Origin of the sequence: Litoribacter ruber (genome assembly GCF_018449405.1) — a bacterium.
Classification (GTDB): domain Bacteria; phylum Bacteroidota; class Bacteroidia; order Cytophagales; family Cyclobacteriaceae; genus Litoribacter; species Litoribacter ruber.
The window spans coordinates 151,417-175,008 of the sequence record NZ_JAHCMY010000004.1 but is presented as its reverse complement, the minus strand read 5'-3'; the positions used below and the strand labels follow the sequence as shown (position 1 = coordinate 175,008).

Annotated in this window: 17 protein-coding genes; 5 read left to right on the top strand and 12 right to left on the bottom strand. The window is 41.0% G+C overall.

From position 1 onward, the window contains the following. Positions 1–21: 21 nt before the first annotated feature. Positions 22–1,659 (top strand): GNAT family N-acetyltransferase, encoded by a 1,638-nt coding sequence (locus tag KI659_RS09540; RefSeq protein WP_213945117.1) that lies wholly within the window; start codon positions 22–24, stop codon positions 1,657–1,659. Positions 1,660–1,666: 7 nt separating this feature from the next. On the opposite strand, the gene KI659_RS09535 is transcribed toward KI659_RS09540, so the two are convergent. Together KI659_RS09535 and KI659_RS09530 are read right to left on the bottom strand one after the other, a co-directional pair. Beyond that, the gene (locus KI659_RS09535) at positions 1,667–2,719 is read right to left on the bottom strand and encodes a methionyl-tRNA formyltransferase (protein ID WP_213945116.1); all 1,053 of its coding nucleotides are present in this window, start codon (positions 2,717–2,719) and stop codon (positions 1,667–1,669) included. Positions 2,720–2,756: 37 nt separating this feature from the next. Next, positions 2,757–3,803, bottom strand: a complete 1,047-nt coding sequence (locus tag KI659_RS09530) for a 50S ribosomal protein L11 methyltransferase (RefSeq protein WP_213945115.1) — start codon at positions 3,801–3,803, stop codon at positions 2,757–2,759. 157 nt (positions 3,804–3,960) lie between these two features. Between KI659_RS09530 and KI659_RS09525 the strand changes: the two genes are divergently transcribed. Then, positions 3,961–5,541: a GNAT family N-acetyltransferase gene (locus KI659_RS09525; RefSeq protein ID WP_213945114.1), complete on the top strand. Its 1,581-nt coding sequence runs from the start codon at positions 3,961–3,963 to the stop codon at positions 5,539–5,541. A gap of 30 nt (positions 5,542–5,571) precedes the next feature. On the opposite strand, the gene KI659_RS09520 is transcribed toward KI659_RS09525, so the two are convergent. The 6 genes from KI659_RS09520 to KI659_RS09495 all read right to left on the bottom strand — a co-directional run bounded on the left by KI659_RS09520 (position 5,572) and on the right by KI659_RS09495 (position 15,450). Then, positions 5,572–6,477: a polysaccharide deacetylase family protein gene (locus KI659_RS09520; protein WP_213945113.1), complete on the bottom strand. Its 906-nt coding sequence runs from the start codon at positions 6,475–6,477 to the stop codon at positions 5,572–5,574. Positions 6,478–6,784: 307 nt separating this feature from the next. Further along, positions 6,785–7,588, bottom strand: coding sequence for a polysaccharide lyase (locus KI659_RS09515; protein ID WP_213945112.1), 804 nt, complete (start codon positions 7,586–7,588; stop codon positions 6,785–6,787). 136 nt (positions 7,589–7,724) lie between these two features. Continuing rightward, positions 7,725–8,654, bottom strand: a complete 930-nt coding sequence (locus tag KI659_RS09510; RefSeq protein WP_213945111.1) for a polysaccharide lyase — start codon at positions 8,652–8,654, stop codon at positions 7,725–7,727. Positions 8,655–9,762: 1,108 nt separating this feature from the next. After that, entirely contained in the window at positions 9,763–11,073 is a 1,311-nt protein-coding gene (locus KI659_RS09505) for a polysaccharide lyase (RefSeq protein ID WP_213945110.1), read from the bottom strand. A gap of 1,022 nt (positions 11,074–12,095) precedes the next feature. Then, positions 12,096–13,160, bottom strand: a complete 1,065-nt coding sequence (locus tag KI659_RS09500; protein WP_213945109.1) for a polysaccharide lyase — start codon at positions 13,158–13,160, stop codon at positions 12,096–12,098. 919 nt (positions 13,161–14,079) lie between these two features. Beyond that, the gene (locus KI659_RS09495) at positions 14,080–15,450 is read right to left on the bottom strand and encodes an undecaprenyl-phosphate glucose phosphotransferase (RefSeq protein WP_213945108.1); all 1,371 of its coding nucleotides are present in this window, start codon (positions 15,448–15,450) and stop codon (positions 14,080–14,082) included. Positions 15,451–16,037: 587 nt separating this feature from the next. On the opposite strand from KI659_RS09495, the gene KI659_RS09490 reads away from it, so the two are divergent. The 3 genes from KI659_RS09490 to KI659_RS09480 all read left to right on the top strand — a co-directional run bounded on the left by KI659_RS09490 (position 16,038) and on the right by KI659_RS09480 (position 20,299). Then, positions 16,038–17,648, top strand: coding sequence for a M14 family metallopeptidase (locus KI659_RS09490; RefSeq protein WP_213945107.1), 1,611 nt, complete (start codon positions 16,038–16,040; stop codon positions 17,646–17,648). Positions 17,649–17,660: 12 nt separating this feature from the next. After that, positions 17,661–19,412 carry a M14 family metallopeptidase gene (locus KI659_RS09485; RefSeq protein WP_213945281.1) on the top strand — a complete coding sequence of 584 codons (1,752 nt, stop codon included), beginning with the start codon at positions 17,661–17,663 and terminating at the stop codon, positions 19,410–19,412. Positions 19,413–19,492: 80 nt separating this feature from the next. Continuing rightward, positions 19,493–20,299 carry a hypothetical protein gene (locus tag KI659_RS09480; protein ID WP_213945106.1) on the top strand — a complete coding sequence of 269 codons (807 nt, stop codon included), beginning with the start codon at positions 19,493–19,495 and terminating at the stop codon, positions 20,297–20,299. Here KI659_RS09480 and KI659_RS09475 read toward each other — a convergent pair. The 4 genes from KI659_RS09475 to KI659_RS09460 form a co-directional block, all read right to left on the bottom strand. Further along, positions 20,296–20,601 carry a thioredoxin family protein gene (locus KI659_RS09475; RefSeq protein ID WP_213945105.1) on the bottom strand — a complete coding sequence of 102 codons (306 nt, stop codon included), beginning with the start codon at positions 20,599–20,601 and terminating at the stop codon, positions 20,296–20,298. The two genes, KI659_RS09480 and KI659_RS09475, sit on opposite strands and share 4 nt — an antisense overlap. A 53-nt stretch (positions 20,602–20,654) precedes the next feature. Then, positions 20,655–22,292, bottom strand: coding sequence for an L-glutamate gamma-semialdehyde dehydrogenase (pruA, locus tag KI659_RS09470; RefSeq protein WP_213945104.1), 1,638 nt, complete (start codon positions 22,290–22,292; stop codon positions 20,655–20,657). 69 nt (positions 22,293–22,361) lie between these two features. Further along, positions 22,362–23,066, bottom strand: coding sequence for a YjjG family noncanonical pyrimidine nucleotidase (locus KI659_RS09465; RefSeq protein ID WP_213945103.1), 705 nt, complete (start codon positions 23,064–23,066; stop codon positions 22,362–22,364). A 5-nt stretch (positions 23,067–23,071) separates the two neighbouring features. Continuing rightward, positions 23,072–23,455, bottom strand: a complete 384-nt coding sequence (locus KI659_RS09460) for an ArsR/SmtB family transcription factor (RefSeq protein ID WP_143962590.1) — start codon at positions 23,453–23,455, stop codon at positions 23,072–23,074. Positions 23,456–23,592 lie beyond the last annotated feature (137 nt).

Below are 23,592 nucleotides of genomic sequence, written 5' to 3'. Positions count from 1 at the left end.
ATTTTTTTTATTTAAGATTTTATGGAAGAATTGATTACCAAAAAGACTATACAGAAACCCCAAACTTTTCAGATTTTAAAAGGAGCTCAAGTCCTTGATAAAATTGAGGAGCAAGAATTTTTAAGCGATTGGGAAGCCTTATATGAGAACTGTAAATGGGCAACAGCATTTCAGCGTCCAGGGTTTGCGACCGAATGGTATAAGGTTTACCATCATCAATATGCACCAGTATTGGTGTATAAATATGATGACAAGGGTTTGGCTGGCATTCTTGCTTTGGCCATAGATGGCAAAAAACTCATAGGCGCAGGAGAATCCATTTCCGAGTATCAAGTTTGGCTGGCCCGAAATTCCGAGTCCAGTTTTATATCCACAGCCCTACTAGGCCTGCAGAAGAAGTTTCCCACTAAAGAACTGCATTTAAAGTATCTACCACCCCATACTCCTGTGGAGCTATTTGCTGAAGGTGCCTTTGCCTCTACATCATTCCTAAAGACCGTGGATCAGCCCGTACAAGCCGTGGATGGGGAGTATGCTGATGAGGAATTGAAAAAGAAAAACAAGAAGGAAAAAATCCGGCGATTGAAAAGGCTTGGCGAACTTTCATTTGAGCGTGTGGATTCGTATGAGGAGTTTGAGAAAATTTTCGATGAGCTAGCAATTCAGAGCGACTTTAGAAAGGGAGCAATGTTTGATGCTGTTTTTTTTCAGGAAGACCCGCTGAGGAAAAAGTTTCTACTGAGTCTTTTCAAACATGATCTATTGCATACTACCGTACTAAAGGTTGATGAAGAAATCATCGCCTCCAATGTGGGGGTAATGGGTAGAGGTTGGGTCCATCTTCAGGGAATCAATACGCATTCACCAACTTTGGCCAAGCATTCGCCTGGCATCCTACATTTTTTAATGCTTGGCCAAAAGCTAAGCGAGGAGGGCTTTCATTCCTTTGACCTCACGCCTGGGGCTGATGGATATAAGCAGTCTTTGGCGACTGGAAATAATGTGGCCTATGAGCTCCGAGTTTTTCCTTCAGTCAAAGGCAAAAAGGCAGCGGATACCAAGGAATCCCTTCACCAGTATTTCAAGGGTAAGCTCATGAAAATGGGGATGGATAATTATGGACTCAGAGATTTCAGGAAAAAGAGGTCAATCTGGAAGCAAAAAGCCAAGCTTGCCTTGAAAAATAAAACCATATTCAACCCATTTAAGAAAGAAGAGGCGCTGAGCCTTTATGAATTTATCGGTGACAAATCCAAGTTGGCTAATTCGGAAAAGGTTAATTTAAATAGCCTTAGAGACTTGCTGCTTTATCAAAGCGGTAAATCTTTAGTGACGCGTTGGGAATTTTTGGATGAGGCGATGAGAAGGTTGGAAGTCGGACAAAATTGCCTGACCATTGTGGAAAATGGAAGGCTCCAAGCATGTGTTTGGTTGCGGTTTGATGAGCAGAAGAAAGCGGTGGATTCCTATTTTCCAGGTCTGCCGAAAAAATCCTTATTACTGGAGAAATTCTATTTTGCTACTGCTGAAAATGATGAACGTAATTTTCAAATGCTGCTTAATTCCGCAATTGAATTAAATTCGGATCGGGAAAAGTATTTTGTAGCTCTAATAAAAAAGCGAAGAGTTGACTCTTCGCTTTTCCAAAATATCGATTAGTATCCCATTAACTGGTGATGGTAATTTCCTTCTGAAAGGAAAAGGGGTCCTTGGCCAATAGCAAGGATAGCATTTTGGCGGTGTCCCGAAGGCCGAAATTTTTCAACAAACTAAATTTCAGCGTACCTCTTTTAGTTCCTATATAGATATTAGGGAAATTCATCTGAATCACCCCAGGCTCTATACCTGCGTCAACTTGTCCTAAACAACCGGTTACTTTTATTTTTTGGTTATCTAGTTTAAAATAACTTGGCGCTCCAGGATCATAGTAAGCATAATTCACGATTTTATGATGGATATTACGGGCGGTTTCTTCTACAAAATCTATCTTCTTGTATTTATTATAACGAGCCGTTTTGGATGCTTGCGTGTGATCTTGTTTGACCGGTTCAAGTTTGCCGTCCACAAATTGATCAACCGTGCTCACTAAGGAGTCATTGATCACCTTCATGGTTTTCTTTTCCAATGAAACCGGATCATCATCCTTATCCACAGGATAGTCCACCTGCCGAATGATATTGCCCCCATCCATTGCCGCATTAAGAAGAATATAAGAAACGGCGTTAATGGTGTCTTCATTTTTTAAAACCCATAATAGGGGAAGGGATCCTCTATATTTCGGAAGTTTTGAGGGATGAACATTGATTGTTCCTAACTCAGGTAGGGATAGAAAACTCGCCGGCAACATTGACCACCCATTTACCAAAAATAGCTTGATTCCCAAATGGTTTACTCGGGAGGCAATATCTGGGGCGTTTGTATCCAAAATTTTAATTTTCCGGTCAATTAATGTCTCGAGGTACGTTTCAAAACTTTTCACAAGTTCATTGGCCAGAAATCCTAACTGCTTGTACTTGGCAAAATGTCTTTTTGCTGCGTCATCATCGCCATTAGAGATGGCCCTATAGGCTTCGCGGAAGTTCTTTTCAGCTACATTCCGTGTTGGCATCTCGTAAAGCTCTGAAAGCAAAGCGACAGCACTTATTTCCACCTTTTCACTTGAATCTAAAACATGCGGGTAATCCGGCCCCAAATACAGGAGCTTAATTCTATCTTTCATAAAAATTTACTTTAAAAAAATCAAAACCGATAAAAGTTTAAATTTCTGTTAACAAACTGTTCTCTTCAATTCGCACTCTTGTAAAATTAAAATTCCAAGACTCTTCATTAGTTGGGGTTGGAATATTGAGGTTTACTTGTAAAATGTCCCCTTCCTTCAATTCAATAGGTTCAATTCTAAAAATGGAAGGCAACCAATGAGTTGGTTTTTCGAAGGGCGAATTGTCAATTAACAGTTCTTCATCAAAAATTATTCTAAAGTATAGAGCAAAGCCATCTAATTTACCGTTTTTAACAATTCTTTGATCAAATATCAGTTTTTTTAAGAATGAATCATCCTCAAGCTGCATGATGTCAAATTTGGCCACCGGTGTGGGAATAGCCAAAAAGGATTCAGCATCTCCAGGTTGAATATAGGTGTAGATCTCGGGCTTTGACAAGGGACTGTCCTCACTGTTGAGTAAAGCTTTGGTAGGTGAAAAGTCGATACCGTTAAAGTTATGCTCCCAGAGAAAAGGGGTGTTTCTTGCTGGAACCATGGTTATTGGTTCAAAATACATTTCAAACATGCTTGGCAGCATGATTCCTCCTGGTTTAAGCAGTCTTTTTTTGAGGTCTAAAAGATTTCTAATCATGTCTTCATTGATGAGGAAATCCCCGATTTGCTCGTGAAGAATCACATCCACTTTCTCAGGAGGAAGAAAATGTCCGCTATGTTGTTGGATAAATTCGATGTTTTGAAGGTTGTTGGCCTCGGCGACCTTTTTTGCATAATTGATCACATTGCCATGATCAATGGCATAAATTTTCTTCGCCTTACACTGGGATGCAAAAAAGGCTAAGATCCCAGTGCCTGTTCCAAGGTCCACCACAATGTCTCCCTCCCTCACATATTTGTTGATTGCACGAAAATAGATGTCCATCCTTGTGGAATCTGCGAGCATCCGTTCATGCTGGTCAATTTTTTCGAAGGAAGATTTGTTGTTTAATGAGTAGGTAAGGGACTGAAATAAAGGGCTTTCCTTTTTGAATTTCTTCCAAAATTGATAAAGTTGGCGAAGGATAGTTTTGAAAAATTGATTCATAGTTAAGAATGGTTTTGTTTTTGCTTAACCTATCTAAATTAATGAAAAAACCTTAATTTTGATATAATCCTATATTAAATATTTTGAATTAAAAGGTGTATAATTGGCTGTTATGAAAATTTTAAAGTATAATATATTGAATAAATAAATTACTGCTATGAAACTTGACGACTCTTTAAGCCCGTCACCTGAAAGGATATCAGATGTTCAGATTTTTTTGGGAAATGAGGTATATGATTTTTTAGAACAAAAAGATTATTCCAGTCAATGGTCCAATCTTTATGAAACCTGTCCCTGGGCTACCGTATTTCAGGGACTGGAATTTTTTGAGATGTTTCATGAAGTTTATAAGCAGCAATATCAGCCCCTGTTGGTAGTTTATTTTGTAGATGATAAGTTAAAAGCTCTTTTACCCCTTTCTTTTGAAACTTCTAATGGGAGAATTACCGGCGCAGGTGTAAATGATGCCCATTATCATGCATGGATTTGTTCCGAGGAAATTGGAAGCTGTTTTTTCAAAAAAGCGGTGGAGGAGCTTCGTGTACAATTTCCCCTTTCCAGCATTCGCATGGAGCAGTTGCCAGTAGGGATACCGCTGGGTTGGCTGGGGGCAGTTGAAAATTTTGATGGAGTGAAGTTTACCACCTCGGTACGGCCGCTAGTAAACTTGAAAGATCCCTCCATAGATAAACTGGCAAGGAAAAAAGATTTTAAGAGCAACAATAATCGGCTGAAAAAATGTGGGGATTTCGAGGTGGAATTTATTAAGGACCAGGAAAAATTTGACCAAGCTTTGGAAACCCTAATACTTCAATCTGATTTTAGAAAAGGGGCTTTTTACGGATTGTTTCCATTTCATAAAAACCCTTACCGATCTATTCTTTATAAAGAAATGTTTCGGAAGAAAATGATGTTTGGGTTAGTACTTAAGCTTGACGGGGAAATATTGGCGGGTATTACGGGTACTATCGGTAAGGATGGCTGGTGCCATGGCTCGGGACTTAATTGCCACTCCCCGCTATTTGATTACTATTCTCCAGGTTTTTTGTCTTTTATACATTTGATCCAACATTTGGAAAATGAGGGATATGAAACGCTAGACCTCTCCACCGGCATGCTGGATTACAAGAAACGGATAGCCAACCATTATGATGAGGTGTACGAATTGTTTATTCCCGCTGTAGATCAAGCGATTATTTCAAAGAAAAAAACAGGATTGAAGGACAAGTTAAAGGAAAGGATTTGGGCTTTTTTGGAAAAAAAGCCCCATCTGGATTTTGAAAGAGAGGAGTTGCGCGCCAAATTTAAGCTTTACCATAAGCAGCGTGATTATTTCAACCTGATTCATTTTTATCAAACCGGTAAGCCTTATTTGAAAATTGAAAAGTATGTTTCTTGCAGTGAAGCGGAGAAATTGCTGGGGGAGAGTTACAGTAAAAATAGCTTAAAGGAACTGTTGATGTATAGGCCCAAGCATGAGAGCTTGACCAAGCGGGAATTTTTGCTGGATGCATTTAGCCGGTTTAAGAGTGGGGAAGTCTGCTACAGCCAAAGCAAGAACGGAAAATTATTGGGGTGCCTATGGTGCAAAATTGCAGATGAAAAAACAGTGGAAATCACTTCCTGCTGCCCGAGTTTTATTAAAGGTGTCAGGAAGACCTTGCAAATTGGGGCCCATGCTAATCCTGAAAAGGTTAAGGTCATTATGCCAAAAAGTGTTGAAAAATATTTAAGTTAAACATAAAATTTCCATTATAAAAAAAGAGGTCTATTTAGACCTCTTTTTCATTTTATTCGTAGTGGAATGCCAAATTCCGGCTATTCTGCACATATTTTCTTCAAAAGTGGCACCCTCTAAAAACCCGAATCGTGGGATTTCCATTTTCTTATACATATTTTGCTTATTAAGATAAGCTGGGTTATTCGCAAAGGCCATTTTAAAGCCTAATGTTTCCAACATGTAAACTTCCCGAACACCGTAATTGCCGTTTGGATAGGCAAAATATTTAACCTCTCTTCCAATCCAGTTTTCCAGCTTTTCTTTGGATAACCGAAGTTCCTCAAAAGCCTTTTCGTCATCGCAATTTGTGAGGATGGGGTGGGTGTGGGTATGAGCACCAATAGTAACAAATTTTGAAAGGGAAGTATTTCTCAACTGATCCAGCGTCATGGCTTCCCTTTCCAAAGTGACTGAGCCCTTGATTTTCTCTAAGGTTGCCATCCGCTCATTGTTTGAGACTTTTTTAAGCTGTTGAACCGATGGGTAACCTTTTCTGTCAGCTTTCAAAAAATAGGACCACCAATAGGTGCCCTCTTCTATGGCTTCTGTTGAAAAGAATATGGTTACAGGAACCTGGTATCGGTTCGCTATTTCCACAATGTTTTCCTCGTTGGATTGCCATCCATCGTCTACGGTCAACAATACGGCTCCTTTTGGCAATTCAAGGTTATTGTCGATGATTTCTTCTAATTGTTCTGGCGAGATGAAAGTCATGCCCTCACTTTTTAGCCACACAATTGTTTTTTCAAACTCCACTTTTGAAGGATTGTGAAAATATACCGACAAAATGAAATTACCTTCCTTGGCTTTCTTAAGAGCTCTTTTTACGAACCCAAGCTTGATAAGGAGTTTTGCCAAAGGAAATGCTACTACATTTCTTAAATTTTTCTTCATAATTAACTCTACAAAAAATTTTGCCTTTCATATTCATTCTAGGCAACAAATTACTTAAAGGTTAAAGTCTGGCAAAGGTTAGAATATTTTTGCCAACTTGATTAAACTGATCTATTTCAGTTTTTCGATTATTGAACATTTGTAACAGCAAAATGTTAGGATCAAAACTTCATTCCAAGTGCATTCTGCATATAAGGTAAAAATCAAGCCGATCTTTTAAGAATTAGACTTAGGCTTTAGGGATGTAGTTGTAAATATAATATTTTTTAATTTAATAATTAAATAATTTTGTTCCAGCCGGCAGTTGCTAGTGTTTTCCAGTAGCCAGGAGCAGGTCTTCCACGCTTGATTTCTCACTTCCCAGTTTAATATTGTCAAAGTAAATCACCCTTTCAGTGGTGCTCGTTTTGCGTTTAGCCCATGAAGCTTTGTAAATACCCACCTTCCATCTTGGCAGATCGGTATCGTACATGTTTCCCCCTTTATGCTCCAAAACCTTTTCCCCGTTTTGCCACACCTCGACCAGACCGTCTTTGCCATGATCATGGATGATATGGAAAATGAAATGGTGCCACTTGTCCTTCTCGACTTTCCCTAAATAATAATCCTTTCGGGTGGCTTTCTTATTTCCGGTCCGAAACATAAAATTGTCCTGATGAACTCTAAATGTGGTAGCCGGGCTTCCTCCGGTTGCCTGATGCCATTGGGAAATGATATCGTTATCGTGGTCCCATTTAAAATGTTCGGAAGGAATGTATACTGAATAAGAGTACCATCTATCATGGTGGTCTTGCGGTGGAAAAAGTACCTCGCTTCGCTTACCATTACTTTGGATGGGGTCTTGTTCTCTAAGTTCAAATCTCCCAACCTTGTTCCGGCCGCCTGCCGGATCATCTACCACGGTGAAGGCATGATCTATGCCAAATTGCTGATGAACCTGTCCAAAAGGGTCTCTGCCGTTAAAATCCTCTTCAATGAGTACTTTGGGTGGGTTTAGGGTTTGCTTAATGGCAATGGAAAATGCACTAACTGCGCTTTGGTCGTAGCCTGTGACAATCAAGGCTAATGCGGTAAGACAAAAAAAGGTTGCTGATTTCAATAACAACTGCATGACTGAAAATATTGGTTTGTAATCTCTTTATATATACTACAAATCCAGCGCCATATAGTTATGTGCAAGCGGCGAATCAATTGGGTATAAACAAAAAAAGGTGGCCATTTGGCCACCTTTTTCTTTGGGATTGAGATTATCTCCACCATCTTCTTCTAGAAGGTCTGCTAGTTGTCTCATTTGAGCTAGTAGAAGTGCTTCCTGAGCTTACTGTAGAGTTGCTGTTGCTAGAGGTGTTGTTTGAAGCTGCATTGCCTACAGCAGTCAAAGTGCCTACGAGCATTTCTGTAAGGTCGGCTCTTTGGTTACCAACTTTGATGTTGTCAAACATTAGGACTCTTACATCTGTGTCCGTGTTTCTGTTGGCCCACGAAGCCTTGTAGATACCTACTTTCCATCTTGGCATTTCCAAAGGATACATGTTACCACCTTTTTGAGAAAGGATCTTTTTGCCATTGTGCCATACTTCTACAAGACCGTCACTGTTTGGAGAGTGCACGATGTGGAATACAAAGTCATGCCATACATCCTTTGTGGCTACTCCAAGGTCAAAATCTTTCCTGCTTTCCTTCGTGTTACCGGATTTTACAAGGAATCTGTCATTCTGAACCCTTACAGTAGTTGCTGGGCTTCCGCCTCCGGCTTGGTGCCACTGCGTGATGATGTCATTGTCTCTGTCCGTTCTGAATCCACTGGAAGGAAGGAAAACTGAATAAGAATACCATCTGTCTTTGTTGTCTTGAGCAGGGAAGAGCACTTCTGATCTTTTACCGTTGCTGGTGATTGGATCATTTTTTCTCAATTCGAATCTACCTGCTTTGTTACTTCTGTCTCTTGGATCTTCTACTACATTGAAAGCGTGGTTGGTGCCAAACTGCTTGTGAACCTGACCAAATGGGTTGCTTCCAAGGAAATCTTCTTGAAGAAGAACATTGGCTGAAGTAGATCTCAGAGCAGTCATCTCTTCAGAGAACTCTCCGTGTCCTGTTGTGTCACATGATACTGTCGCTAGTCCTAGGATTGAAAGGCCGACAAATAAGGTAAATTTGCTTCTTAAACTTTGCATTTTGTTTTCAATAAATTAATTGCTGGGAATTTTTAATTTTTGCTGGGGTTGGTTTTACTCTGTGTGAATAAGGGCTTATGTTTTTTATCTTTTCACGCATTTCAAAAGGATGGAAGTGTTATCTCATAGTGGGACTTCCTCGGCTCGTGTCTTTCATCTCTATGTCTGTTATGGTGAATATTTTGGTTTGTGATATTGTATTAACAGTCTGCCTAAGCCAATTATTATACCCTGAAAATTAACTTCTTTTAATAACTTTGATTGATTTATAATAAAAAATAGCTAATAAATTATATTATTCCGTTTTATTTCAACAAATAATGATTAAAATATTACTTGTATCCCAATTCGATTTGGGACTATTACTTTATGGGGATTAGGTATGTCAGCAGGTTGTATGTAATAGTCCCTCTGATAAAAATTAATAATTCATAACAATAGAGATAAATTATAAATAATTAAAGATTGATTTGTGTTTTGATATTTTGGTAATTTTTGCATTATTATGGTCTTTAAGTAAAAGGTTCTTTGTAGTATATAAACAGTTTAATTTTGAGTATTAAGGATATAAAATCGTAAATAAATGGTTGGATAATTATTTTATTGTAATGAGCACTAATGGGTTGAAGTGAGCTTTGGGGTTTAAATATCCCCACATTGTAGAATAGGATTTACCAATACAGGTTACTTTTGACTTGTTAAAAGTGTCATATAGTTATTGATAATCTTGTTAAAATTATATTATTTGGGGTATAGGATGAAATAAGTATGTGTGATGTGGATATATCGTAACTGTAGTTGGCGTAGCTAGTATTGGGGTGTTTAAGTAATGGTGTGTGAGGTTCAAATTATGAGGCTAAAAAGTTGGATTTGATAAATAGATAAATACCAGTGGCTTATCCTGATTGGGGAAATGTGTGGGGTGAATATGGCGTTGGTTGAAAAGCGGGCCAAGACAAAATAATCGACTTTAAACGTATGGCTTTGCTAAGACCTAGCTCTTCAAATTCAAAAGTAAACGGTCCGAAGCTGCGAGAGGTCAATTAAAAAAAAAAAAGGCAACCCCGTGGATGGGGTTGCCTTATGAGGAATTGGGATTGATCAAATTTTATCTGCCTCCGTTGCCACGCTGCTCTTCACGCTGGTGGGAATTGTAAGGTACGGTTGGTGTTTCTGACCCGCCTGTACTTGGGTTGGTATTTGGCGATTCCGGATTGGATGGAGGTGGAGGAGTTGGTCTTACTGGCTGGGCCGCGGCTCTTGCTTCTGCTTCTGCCTGGGCTTTGGCCTCTGCTTCGGCTGCCGCTCGTGCTTCAGCCTCAGCTGCCGCTCTTGCCTCAGCCTCAGCTGCTGCTCTGGCTTCTGCCTCAGCTGCTGCTCTGGCTTCTGCCTCGGCTGCTGCCCTGGCTTCTGCCTCAGCAGTAGCTCTTGCCTCAGCTTCTGCTGCTGCCCTGGCTTCCTCTTCGGCAGCCTTTCTTTCAGCTTCTTCTCTTTCTCTAGCTTCTTGCTCTTCTCTTTCTTTGGCTTCCTCGGCTGCTCTTCTTTCTTCTTCAGCTTTTCTTTCGGCTTCCTCACGTGCCTCTTGCTCAGCTCTTGCCTCAGCTTCGGCTCTTGCCGCTGCAGTAGCTCTTGGCGCCATGGCTTCTAGGTCTGCATTTCTGTCACCTACTTTTAGGTTGTCAAAGTAAAGCGTTCTTAATCTCGTATCAGTGCTTCTGCTGGCCCATGACGCTTTGTAGATACCTACTTTCCATCTGGGAAGATCCAAGTCGTGCATGTTTCCGCCTTTTCTTTCCATTACCTTCTCGCCGTTGTGCCAAACTTCCAAAATACCGTCGCTACCATGCGAGTGTACGAAATGGAATACGAACTCGTGCCATTTATCTTTTTCTACGTCGCCAAATACATAATCTTCTCTTTTGTCTTTGGTTTCACCGGATTTCACTAGCCATTTGCCGTTGTGGATTCTAAGTGTGGTAGCTGGACTCCCACCGCCTGTTTGGTGCCACTGGGCGATGATGTCATTGTCACTGTCTTCTTCAAATTCATCTGAAGGGACGTATATAGAATAAGAGTACCATCTTTCTTTATCTTCCTGTGGCGGGAAAAGAACCTCAGAGCGGATGCCGTTTGAGGTGATAGGGTCTCCGTAGCGAAGTTCGAATCTTCCGACCTTGTTGCTTCTGTCTCTTGGATCCTCTACTACATTAAAAGCGTGTCCGGTTCCAAACTGCTGGTGAACCTGACTCAATGGGTTGCTGCCGTTGAAATCTTCTGACATCAAGATGCTGGAGGAGGTGGATCTCAATGCGCTTGTTTCTTCTGGGTGTTCGTCATAACCGACGGTGTCGCAAGAAACTGCTGCAAGGCCTAAAGAGAAAAGGCCTAGAAGGTAGGTTGCTTTTGTTAATCTTCTCATGGGATACTTCTAAATACTATTAAGTGTTTGCTGGGATGAAAGGCGAGGGCAAAAATCTAAAAGGGCTTATGTTAAAGGGATAGAGTCTTTACCCTCACCGTTCTTGTGCCTTCTCTAATAGCCAATACCATTCCTTAATAATTGACTTCTTTTAAGGTTTAGAATTAAAAAACAATACTATGTATATTTTAAATTGTATAAAACCCATAAATTAAGATTTTTAGTTTTGTGCTATTTTACCAGAACTGGTAAGGGGGGGAATGAGTCTTAAATGCATTTGTTGACCAAAAAGAGTTGGTTAATAGTCAAATAAAAAGTTTTTGCACTATTGATAGTCAAAAATTGAATTTTACCAATTAGGTACATTTTTCCTATTTACAGGTAATTCTTTGCGAATGGCATGGGTAAATTTCTAAGGCCTGCCAATTGAATTTAATATTTAAAAAATATATATGAACTACTTGAAAATGTAAATGTAAATGTATTAAAATATGTAAGTGTCTTAATGTCAATTTAATGTCGCGCTATTTGGTGTAAGATTGTTCTACAATCTGTAGAGGTCATTGTACTTATAAAAAAGGCCTATTGTTGGTATTATTTAAAATGTGTTAATTGTCGGTATAATTCTTTTCAAAATAAGAATAATTATATAAAGGTATAGAATCTTATGTTTATGAAAATTTAAAAGTTGGATGGATGACAAAATCGATTTAAGGCGCTCGGGATATAAGTTCCAATTATGCTCATATTTTCCATTAAAAAGTGTGGAATCCGGTGCTAAATGTGAGACCTCTATAATTTGGCTTGATTAGGCGATATGCCTGATAATCAGAATTTACGCTTGATTTGGTTGTGATTTACTTCGTTGTACACGTGTTAAGGGGGTAGAAGCTGTATTCAGCCTGCTTTGTGGTGAACATTGGCTGTTAAAAACACTTGACTCAGGAGGGGGCTTTAAATTTTGGCAAAAAAAAAGTAGCCCATAGGGCTACTTTTTGGTCAAGGAATAAGAAGCAATTAAATTATCTTCTCCATCCCCATCCCCAGCTTCTTCTGGAAGGTCTTCTGTTATTTCTCCAGCCTCTTCTTTCATCATCAGTATTGTCTTCACTTACTTCTGAGGAAGATGATGAAGAACTGCTGCTGCTGGAGGAGCTGCTTGAGCTTGAGTTATTAGAACCTGAATCATTAGAGCTGCTTGAAGTGGAACTGCTTGAAGAAGAGCTGCTGCCTTCTGAGCTTGATCCGCCGCCTGTTGAGCTAGAAGATCCTGAACTGGCGCTAGATGAATTTCGGGCTACCATCATTTCTTCCAAGTTAGCTCTTTGGCTTCCGATTCTTACGTTGTCAAACATAAGGGCTCTCATTCGGGTGTCCGTATTTCTGCTCATCCATGAAGCTTTGTAGATACCGATTTTCCATCTAGGAAGCTCCATGTCGTACATGTTTCCGCCTCTTTCTTCAAGTACCTTCTCCCCGTTGTGCCATACTTCAAGCACGCCGTCGCTACCTGGAGAGTGAACGATATGGAACACGAAATCATGCCATGTGTCCTTAGTAGCTGGTCCAAGGTCGAAATCCTTTCTATCTTCTTTTCTGTTACCAGACTTCACAAGGAATCTGTCATTGTGAACTCTTACAGTAGTAGAAGGGCTTCCGCCTCCGGCTTGGTGCCACTGAGTGATGATGTCATTATCGCTATCTCTCTCAAATGTGTTGGCAGGTAGGTATAGAGAATAAGAGTACCATCTGTCTCTGTTGTCCTGGGCAGGGAAAAGAACTTCAGATCTCTTGCCGTTACTTTGGATAGGATCGTCTTGTCTCAACTCGAAGCGTCCAACTCGGTTGCTTCTGTCCTGAGGATCTTCCACTGTATTGAAAGAGTGGCTAACCGGCAACTGCTGGTGTACTTGGCTGAATGGGTTATTTCCCATGAAGTCCTCATTAATTAGGACATTGGCGGAGACGGATCTCAACGCGCTCATTTCTTCTGTGAACTCATCGTGACCTGTGGTGTCACATGAGATAGTGGCTAGACCTAGCGTGGATAGGCCTACTATGTAAGCCACTTTTGTTAAAGTTTGCATTCGATTACTGGTTATTATTTTAATTCTTTGGGATTGGTTTATGATTTTGCGCCGCTTGGAGGATGTCTTCAATACTTTAAGGGCTAATATTATTTTGTAATCCCTCCCGCGCTGCAAGGCTAGTTGTTGATTCCTCTGGGATCTCCTTTATTCGTTGTCATTTTGCTGGGGTTTGAGTTCGAATTAATTTTAGGAGCCGGCTTTTTCTGCCGCACTTGCTATATAAACCTTGAAAACAGGGATATTATTGTAGGCTGGAAAATTTACTTATTCCATGATTATCAAATTTTTAATTGACTTTTTTGAAGTTAAAATTAACTTTTACAAATAAAAAAGTGGTTTTTGAAAGAGGGAAAATAAGTTCAAAAAACTTGTGATTATTTAAAGATAGAGTTGGGATATAGCCCCATTTTGATTTGAAAAATGTACTTGGTCTATCCATTTCAGTTATTCGATGCTATTATGGATGGGATGAGTCTAAAATAGTCTTTTTCCAATATGAATGATTTATACCTTAAGACTGGTAAATTTTGTGTGGTTAAACAGTTGGTGCTGAGGTCAATTATAGATATTGTTTTCCAGCATCTTATTTATCTGTAAAGGAAAATTATGTAAATGAAGTGATCAAAAACGTAAATATAAAAAATAAATTTTTTTGAAGAATTTTCGGAGTTTAAAGACTCTTGGTGTTGAATATTTCAGGGGGTTTGGTAAAATAAGATTTCTTTTTGTGTGGTTAATTTTATAAGTAAAAATAAAAAAGTGCAATATGGTGGGGGTTAATGTCTGAAAATTATAAAAATTGACATAAAGATTTCAAGATGGAGGAGTGCGAGAGGTGGCGGATTACTAGCATAAAAAAAAGCCCGGCAATATTGCCGGGCTTTTAATGTCATTTGAAAAAATATTGGTTTAAAGGTTAAAAAGCAGATGAATGGGTTTTCTTTCCGAAGATTGTCATATAGATGATTTTAATGTCTAAGATGAAACTCCAGTTTTCGATATACCACAAATCGTGAGAGGTTCTCTGCTGCTTCTGCTCTAGCGTGTTTGTTGGTCCTCTCCAGCCGTTCACTTGTGCCCAGCCGGTGATTCCTGGCTTGAAGTAATGTCTTAACATATACTGCTCTGTAGATTCCTGGAACTGCTGGTTAAGTTGGCTTCTATGTGGTCTTGGCCCTACTACACTCATGTCTCCGAAGAAAACATTCAAAAACTGCGGTAACTCATCTATGCTGTACTTTCTTAAGTACTTGCCAACTCGGGTAATTCTTGGATCATTTTCTTGGGTAGACTTATTCCCAGTAGCATCACATTCTTTCATTGTTCTAAACTTGAATACTCTGAAAGGCTTGCCGTTCTTTCCTATTCTAAGTGGGCAATAAAGAATCGGTCCAGGTGAATCAAGCTTGATCAATGCTGCCACTATTAATAGAAGTGGAGAAAGGAAGATCAGCGCCATGGTGGAAAAGAACAAGTCGAAGAATTCTTTGGCCACGTAGGAAGAGGTTTCATCCAATGGCATTTGACGCGTGTTGATGGAGTCCATCTCTCCGTATTTTACAGACTTATAGTTTTTGCCGAATAGCTCCGAGTAGTCAGGGATGTAGCGTACTCGCTTGCCATGGTAGTCAGCTGCCTGCATGATCTTTTTGATCTTTTTGGAAGGTTTTACCGGTATAGCGATCACGATTTCATCCACCTCATTGTCGCATAGGATGTCATTAAGGTTGTCTACATCACCCACGATTTTATCCTGCTCGATGAAGGTTTCTTCTTTTTTGCACTTGATGAAACCTTTAACAGCGTATTTGCTAGGGTTAGACTTATAGTAGTTGTATACATTTGCAGCGGCATTTCCAACTCCGGCCACCAGGGTATGCTTGACGTTTCTGTTTTGGTTGATTCTGTTCACGATATTGTTGATAAAGAAGTTCGAAGTAAATCCTAGTACTGGGAAGCCCAGTGAAAAGGCTAAAATGATGTTTCTTTCAAATGAAGGGAAAGAAAGGATGTGATATAAAAATGCGACTACCGCAATTAGGATGAAATAAGCTTTCAAGTACCGGAAAGGCCGGGACTCCATTGTTTTGGTGACTTTGAGATTATAGAGCTTTCTCCAGTAGCCGATAATAAACCAGATGCCCAGAACCCCCGCTAATATCATCCACTCATTCATAATAACTAATTCTTCTTGGAAGATGGCTACGGAGAGGGCAAAAGCCGCCATAAGCGTGATGATATCCCAAATAAAGAAGAACGTTGCTAAAATTTTTTCCGATCTAGACATAATGTGTTAGGAATAAAAACTATTCAAAAATCAATTCAGTATTGTAAGTTGCTTTCCACAGTCAACGGACTGGCCTATTTTTACTTTGAGTTAATCGTATGGGTCAGGCAAATGGGTGATAAGCTAAAATGGGGCCTGACTTTTAAAACTTTCAGTTGCTAAGTAAAACCAATCATAATCCTATATTTTAAATATACAAATTTTTTGTCAAATATTTATAAATGCTTGCCGTTATTGGCTAATATTTATTTAAATAATTTCATTATGTCTATACATCAACATTTACCTTGCCAAACTCTAAACGTTCTGATTAAAATTTATTAGATAATACATATTTTTAGGTTCAAAGAGCATAAAGATTATAGTTTACATTCATATACTCATATAAATGCTTCTTAAAACTTAAAATAATTTTTTTGAAGTGCAATTAAGTTGCTTTGGCGTTGATTTTGCACGGGAGGGCCTTCCTTTATTATGGCCTTTTATCCTGAAGATGAGCCTCTCATGTTTTTTGGAGTACCCTGGAGCCGTATTATATACGTTCTTGGGGTATGTACAAACTTCAATCCGTAATTGATAAATCTAATATGAAGCTTAAAATAATTTCAGCCTTAGGGCTGGGAGTGGTTTTGGGCCTAGGCCATCCCGCTTGGGCCCAGGATGATTATTCCAACCTGAATCAGCTCAATAGCCGCTTGCAGACTGTGGCAAGAAACAGTGCGGCGGAATTACAGTCTCTTACCAAAACCGAAGGGGGCAAGGATATTTGGATGCTTCGCCTCGGCAAAGGTGACCACCGAAACAAACCCGCCATTGCAGTTACAGGAGGTGTGGAAGGTTATCACCTACTGGGTGTGGAGCTTGCCGTGCAATTTGCCGAAAAGCTAATTCAGGAAAATGAAGGTTTACTTGACAATACCACCTTTTATATTTTCCCAAACATGTCGCCGGATGCCTACGAGCAATATTTTTCTTCAGTAAAATATGAAAGAAGAGGGAATGCCGCCCAGATCGACCATGACAGGGATGGACGGGTAAGTGAAGACCACTACGATGATCTCAACAAGGACGGGATGATTACCATGATGAGGATAGAAAGCCCAATGGGAGATCATAAGGTCAGTTCCGAAAACGATCTTCTTATGACAAAAGCTGACCGAAGCAAAGGAGAAAGAGGTACCCACCTTTATATGATGGAAGGTGTAGACAGGGATAAGGACGGGCAGTTTAATGAAGATCCTGAAGAGGGGATAGCATTTAATAAGAACCTGACGTATAAATTTCCGGCTTTTGAGCCATTGGCCGGTGATATTCCAGTGTCCCAGCCCGAAACCCGAGCGCTGCTGGACTTTTTGTTTGAGCACAACAATATTTTTGCATTCGTGACCTTTGGGCCAGCCAATAACCTTTCTAGCCCGCTTTCATATAATGCAGGTGATGCCAAAAAGAGGGTGGTGACTTCCATGCTGGAAAAAGACGTCGAGCTCAACAAAATGATTTCCTCCATATATAATGAGACCACTTCACTTGATGCTTACCGACAAGACAACAAGGGAACAGACGGAGACTTTTTCCAATGGGCTTATTTCCATTTTGGCAGACTCAGCTTCAGTACTCCGGGCTGGTGGATACCTGAGATGAAAAAGGAGGACAATGGGAATTACAAATCCCAAGAATCAAATTTTATGGCCTGGGCCGAGGATAAAGGGCTTGAAGACGTATTTGTGGATTGGACAGCCGTAGAGCATCCTGATTTCCAGGGTCAGAAAGTAGAAGTGGGAGGTATAAAGCCTTTTGTGATGCATAACCCGCCTATGGATATGGTTCCGGAGATTGCGGGTGAGCATAAGGATTTCATCATCAAACTCGCAGAGCTCCAGCCTTCTTTGGAATTTCACAACCTCAAAGCCGAAAAGCTAAACAATGGCCTGACCAGAGTTACAGTAGATCTTTACAATAATTCACCATTGCCAACCCATACTGAAATGGGGGAACGGTCAAGGTGGCTTCAAAAGATAAGAATCGATTCCAATAAAGATAAGGAAGATCTGGTATCAGGTGATAAAATTAAGCTTGTGGACTCACTTGGCGCATTTGAAAAGAAAACACTGTCCTACATTGTAAAAGGAAGCGGCACATTTGAGGTTAGAGCTGGTGCTCCTCATACGGGAATCGCAACATTGGAGGTGAAGTTATAATTGGTAGAAATGATGAAAATGAAAAAATATATTTGCGCCTTGGCGGCAGGAGCCCTTTTCTCTATTTCCGCCCCCATTAAGGTAGATGCACAGGAAAAGTTTTTTAGGGCTATAGGAACTCCTCATCAGCCGAAAGTTGAGGTAGCTTGGAACAGGTACTATACATATGAAGGTATAAATGAAGTCATGCGTAAAATTGCGGACGCCCATCCGGATTTGGCCAGAATGGAAAGTATCGGCAAATCTTACGAGGGTCGTGACATTTATTTGTTAACCGTTTCGGATTTCAAGACAGGTGACCCAGACAGGAAGCCTGCCATGTATATTGATGGAAACATTCACTCCAATGAAATCCAAGGAGCGGAATTCTCCCTTTACACTGCTTGGTATCTTACAGAAATGTTTGATGATCTGGATTTCATTAAGGAATTGCTGCAGGACAAGACCTTCTATATCGTACCTACTATCAATCCCGATGCCCGAAACAACTATATGTTGGAGGCCAATACGGCACATTCGCCCCGTTCAGGTATGATTGTTTTGGACAATGATGGGGATGGTGAAGCTGGTGAGGACGGTTTTGACGATCTAAACGAAGATGGACACATCACCATGATGATCCGCAAATCACCCACTGGCCGCTACATCAAGGATCAAAGAGATCCGCGAAAGCTAATCATGGTTTCGGCTGAAGAAAAAGGCGAATATGAGATGCTCGGTTATGAAGGAATCGACCGTGATGGCGATGGACAGGTAAATGAGGATGGAATCGGTTATTATGACCCTAATAGGGACTGGGGCTGGAACTGGCAACCCGACTATGTGCAAAGAGGTGCCTATAAGTTTCCGTTCAGTTTGCCTGAAAACCGTGCTGTCATGGAGTTTGTAATGGATCACCCAAACATTGCAGGTGCTCAAAGTTACCACAATTATGGTGGGATGATTCTAAGAGGGCCAGGTGCCGAAGAAGATAAGGACACTTATAATAGAGAGGATGTCCGTATTTATGACGCTATCGCCAAGAAAGGTGAGGAAATAATACCTGGTTACAGATACCTTGTAGTATATAAAGACATGTATTCTGTTTTCGGAGGAGAGCTGGATTGGTTCTATGGGGGACGTGGTGTTTATACCTATTCCAATGAGCTGATGACTTCTTATTTGTATTTCCATAAAAATGCCGGCAGGGGCAATCAGGATGAAGAAATGGCCGTGGACCGCTATTTGACTTTCGGAGATGCCTTTGTGGACTGGGATGAATACGATCACCCGCAGTTTGGGAAAATTGAAATTGGAGGGTTTAAGAAAAACTTCGGCAGAGCGCACCCAGGGTTCTTGTTAGAGCAGGATGCGCATAGAAACATGGCCTTTACGATTTATCACGCCTATCATACTCCGAAGTTGAGCGTGATGGATGTTAAGGAGAAGGATTTGGGCCGTGGGATGAGGGAGATTACCGCTACTATATATAATGAGCGATTGATGCCTACCCACTCCAGCCAGGATTTGAAACACAATATTGAAAGGCCGGATTATGTAACCCTGCAGGGTCCAAAAGTGGTTGCCGGAATGGTGGTGGAAAATGAGGACTTCAACAAAGTCGAAGAGCAAGTGAACAATCCTGATCGAATTGCCGTCAAAAATATCCCAGGGATGGAAGCGGTAAAAGTGAGATGGGTCGTAAGCGGTGGTGGCAAGTATTCCATAGATGTGGATAGTGCCAAGGGAGGGAAAGCCTCTTGGTCCTCGGATCAGAAAAGATAATAAAAAATCCCGGTCATAATCAACCGGGATTTTTCTTTTATTATTAACAATCAACCGTTTTTTCGGGTTGAGTAAGGTACATGAGAATATTGTCTTTTGCCACTATCAATACTTTTACCCTATTCATAGTTCTATATTTTAATTATCAACTGGAGGTGGGAAACGGCTCTCTTCCGTCTGTGGGGGAGGTGAGTGAGGAATATAACACCCTCTTCACGCCAGCCGGCTACGCTTTTTCAATCTGGGGGCTAATCTATATCATGCTGCTGTTTTTTATAGGTAACCAGTGGTATGCAGTCTTTACTCCCAATCCCGGTCGATCCGTTATCAACGGTTCTGTTTGGTTCTTCCTTTCCAATGCCATGAATACTTTATGGATTGTTTCCTGGACAATGGAATATATTTTCCTGTCTGGAATAATTATGCTACTGCTGTTATTTTGCCTGTGGAAGCTGGTCAGGAATCTGGGGCTCGAGCTGTATGATGCAGAGTTTAAAGAGATATTCTTTGTCTGGTGGCCTATAGCCATTTATTTTGGTTGGATAGTCGTGGCTACCGCTACTAATTTCGCCGTAATATTTAAATATGTGTTTGAAATCAATGAATGGATTCAAGAATCCACTTGGGTGACTGCCTTGATTTTTATTACTGTCATTGTATTTCTTTGGCTTACTTACTGGAGAAACCTGCGTGAAAGCTGTTTGGTGGGCACCTGGGGCTTAGCGGCAATTGCGGTCAAGCAATGGGGGCACGATGATCTGGTGGCTTTTTCGGCAATGGCCGGTGCCTTAATCTTATTTCTGGCAACAGGGATACATGCGCTGCAGAATTTTCGAACGCTGCCATTTGTGCGGCTCTTTCAGGAGGACTCCCCATCCCAAAACTAGACAAACCCTTTCAAAGCTTTCTCAAGTTCGCGTTTGGTTATTAATCCTCCTTTTTGCCAAACGATCTTCCCCTTTTTAAAAAGTATTAAATGCGGTATTGACCTTACTGAAAAACTCAAGGCCGCCTGCTTATTCTGGTCAATATTGATTTTCATCAACTCAATGGGGGCTTTTAATTCATGCAAAGTTTCCTGCACCACCTTGGCCAATGTCTGGCATGGGGCGCACCAGTCGGCGTGGAAATCTACCAAGATTAGCTGCTGGCTTTTGGAAAGTTTGTCTTTAAGGGTCTTTTTAGCCATGGGGATGATAAGAAAAAAGTCCTTTTCCCAAAGAGGAAAAGGACTTAGTATATTTATTTGTCTTCGCCCAAGAAAGGATATCTGTAATCCGTAGGGGAAATGAAGGTTTCTTTAATCGTACGTGGGCTCACCCATCTCAGCATGTTGATCATGGCACCAGCCTTGTCATTGGTTCCGGAAGCCCTGCTTCCTCCAAATGGCTGCTGCCCCACCACTGCTCCGGTAGGCTTATCGTTGATGTAGAAGTTGCCTGCGGCGTTTCTCAATCTTTTTGTCGCCAATGCAGCTGCATAGCGGTCTTGGGAGAAAATAGCACCGGTAAGTGCATATGGGGAAGTCTTGTCCACTAGCTCCAATGCCTCTTCAAAATGTTCGGCATTGTATACATATATAGTAAGCACTGGTCCGAAGATCTCCTCTTCCATTGTTTTGAACATTGGATCTTTAGTCAAGATCACTGTAGGTTCAATGAAGTAACCTTTGGACTTGTCAAAGTTGCCACCAGCGATGATCTCAGCCATGTCGGAATTTTTGGCTTCTGTGATGTAGCTAGAGATTTTATCAAAGGCCTTTTCGTCAATTACGGCATTGATGAAGTTGGAGAAATCTTCTGTACCGCCCATTTTGAAAGTTTTCAGGTCTTCCAAAAGGAATTCTCTTACGTCATCCCAGATGTTTGATGGAATATAGGCTCTTGAAGCGGCAGAGCACTTCTGTCCCTGGAATTCAAAAGCACCTCTGGAAAGTCCGGTAGCAACCTGCTTGGCATGGGCAGACTTGTGGGCAATTACAAAGTCCTTACCACCTGTTTCTCCTACAATTCTGGGGTAAGATTTATACTTATGAATATTGGTACCGATAGTTTTCCAGATGGTTTGAAATACGCCAGTGGAGCCAGTAAAGTGAATTCCGGCAAAGTCAGGGTGGTTAAATACCACTTCTCCCGCTGATGGTCCGTCCACAAAGACAAGGTTGATTACCCCGTCAGGAACTCCAGCTTCACGGAATACTTCCATTAAGACCTGTGCGGAATAAATCTGCGTGTAAGCGGGCTTCCATACCACCGTGTTGCCCATCATGGCTGGTGCGGTAGGCAAGTTGCCGGCAATAGCCGTAAAATTAAATGGCGTAAGGGCAAAAATAAAGCCTTCCAAAGGTCTTTGCTCCAAGCGGTTCCAAACCCCGTTTCCGGAAATTGGTGGTTGCTGGGAATAGATTTCCGTCATGTATTTCACGTTGAAACGCAAGAAATCCACAATCTCACAAGCAGCGTCGATTTCTGCTTGGTAAGCGTTTTTGGACTGGCCAAGCATGGTGGCGGCGTTGATTTTGGCGCGGTATGGCCCGGCAAGCAAATCGGCAGCCTTCAGGAAAATGGCTGCTCTCTGTTCCCACTCCAACATTTCCCAAGCTTCTTTGGCGCCCAATGCCGCATTGATGGCTTGCTCTACATGGGATTTATCCCCTTCGTGAAAATATCCAAGGATATGCTGGTGGTCGTGAGGAGGGCTCATAGGCACTTTGTTGCCCGTGCGCACTTCGTCACTTCCGATATACATAGGCACATCGACTTCCTTTCCACGCAATTCTTTGAGTGTGGCCTGAAGTTTTTCTCTTTCAGGGGAGCCTGGTGCATAGTTTAACACCGGTTCATTTATTGGCTCAGGTACTTTAAAAAAACCTTTCAACATGTTATTTTGAGTTTATAGTTACGCTGATTTTTTGCAAATATAAAGATTAAGGGTAGAAACCGGGCAATCTTACAGGATTGATTGGATCTCACTCAGGCATTTGATGGAATAGGTCGGGCGGATGTCACCTTTATCCGTCTCAGCTTCATTGGGGTTGAAATAGATCTGGTCCATATTGACCTGTTGGGCGCCGCGGATGTCTGATTCCAGATTGTCGCCAATCATGATGCAGGTTTCAGCAGTGCAATTAACCTGGGCAAGTGCATATTCAAAAATACGCCGGTCTGGCTTGCGATGGCCGGTTGTTTCGGATGTCACCACCAGGTCAAAATAATTTTGAAGCCCCGATGAGTTGATTTTTAGCCCTTGGCTTTCATTGAAGCCATTGGTGATGATATGCAGCTGATATTTCTTTTTCAGGTAATCGAGCACCTCAAGGCTGAAGGGGAAAAGGTTCGTCTTGCAGGAAGTCCTGTTCATAAAGTCCTCCTCCATTTCCTCCGGTATCCGTTGGGTGTCTGCCCCAAGATGTTCAAAAATCCTTTGAAACCTGATTTTCCTCAACCCGGCTTTATCAATCTTGCCTTTATTATAGAGTCCCCAAAGCCCATAATTGATTTCTATGAAGGCCTTGTAAAAGAGTTCATGAGTTTGCACCCCCAGATTATATAAGGTGTAAAGCTGAAAGATTTCTTGAAGGGATTCCCTCACATTGGTGTCATAATCCCAAAGGGTGTGGTCGAGGTCGAAAAAGATATGGTGATAGGTTTTCAAATTGGTTATTTTCTATAAGGGTTGTTTTCGATTTTATTTCTGGCCAACTCCCGGTTTGACTGCAGGATTTCAAAAATCTCCTGGTCTCGCTTGAGGTTGATATCCTTTTGGATAAACTTAAAAATCTGATTAATGATTTCAATAGCTTCATCTAATATGTAATAAAAAGTCCACTGGTCCACTCTGCGGCTTCCCACTAGACCGGAATTCTTCAGGTAGGTGATATGGCGGCTAGTTTTGGTTTGGGTGAAATCCAGGATGTGCTCCAGATCGGAGATCGAAAGTTCCTTGTTTTGGATCAACAGGTGGATAATGCGTACCCTGGGCTCCTCCGAAAGGGCCTTGAAAACCCGCATTCCGTAACTTAAGCTTATGTTTTTGAGTCGCATTTAATCAAATTTAACTAATAAATATGGCCTGAAATTAAGCAAATCCCCCGAAAATCTATTAATATAGCATACGAAATCAATAAGGCATCCGAAACCATTTAAAACAGTAAAAGGTTGACTTATAAAACCCCTTGATT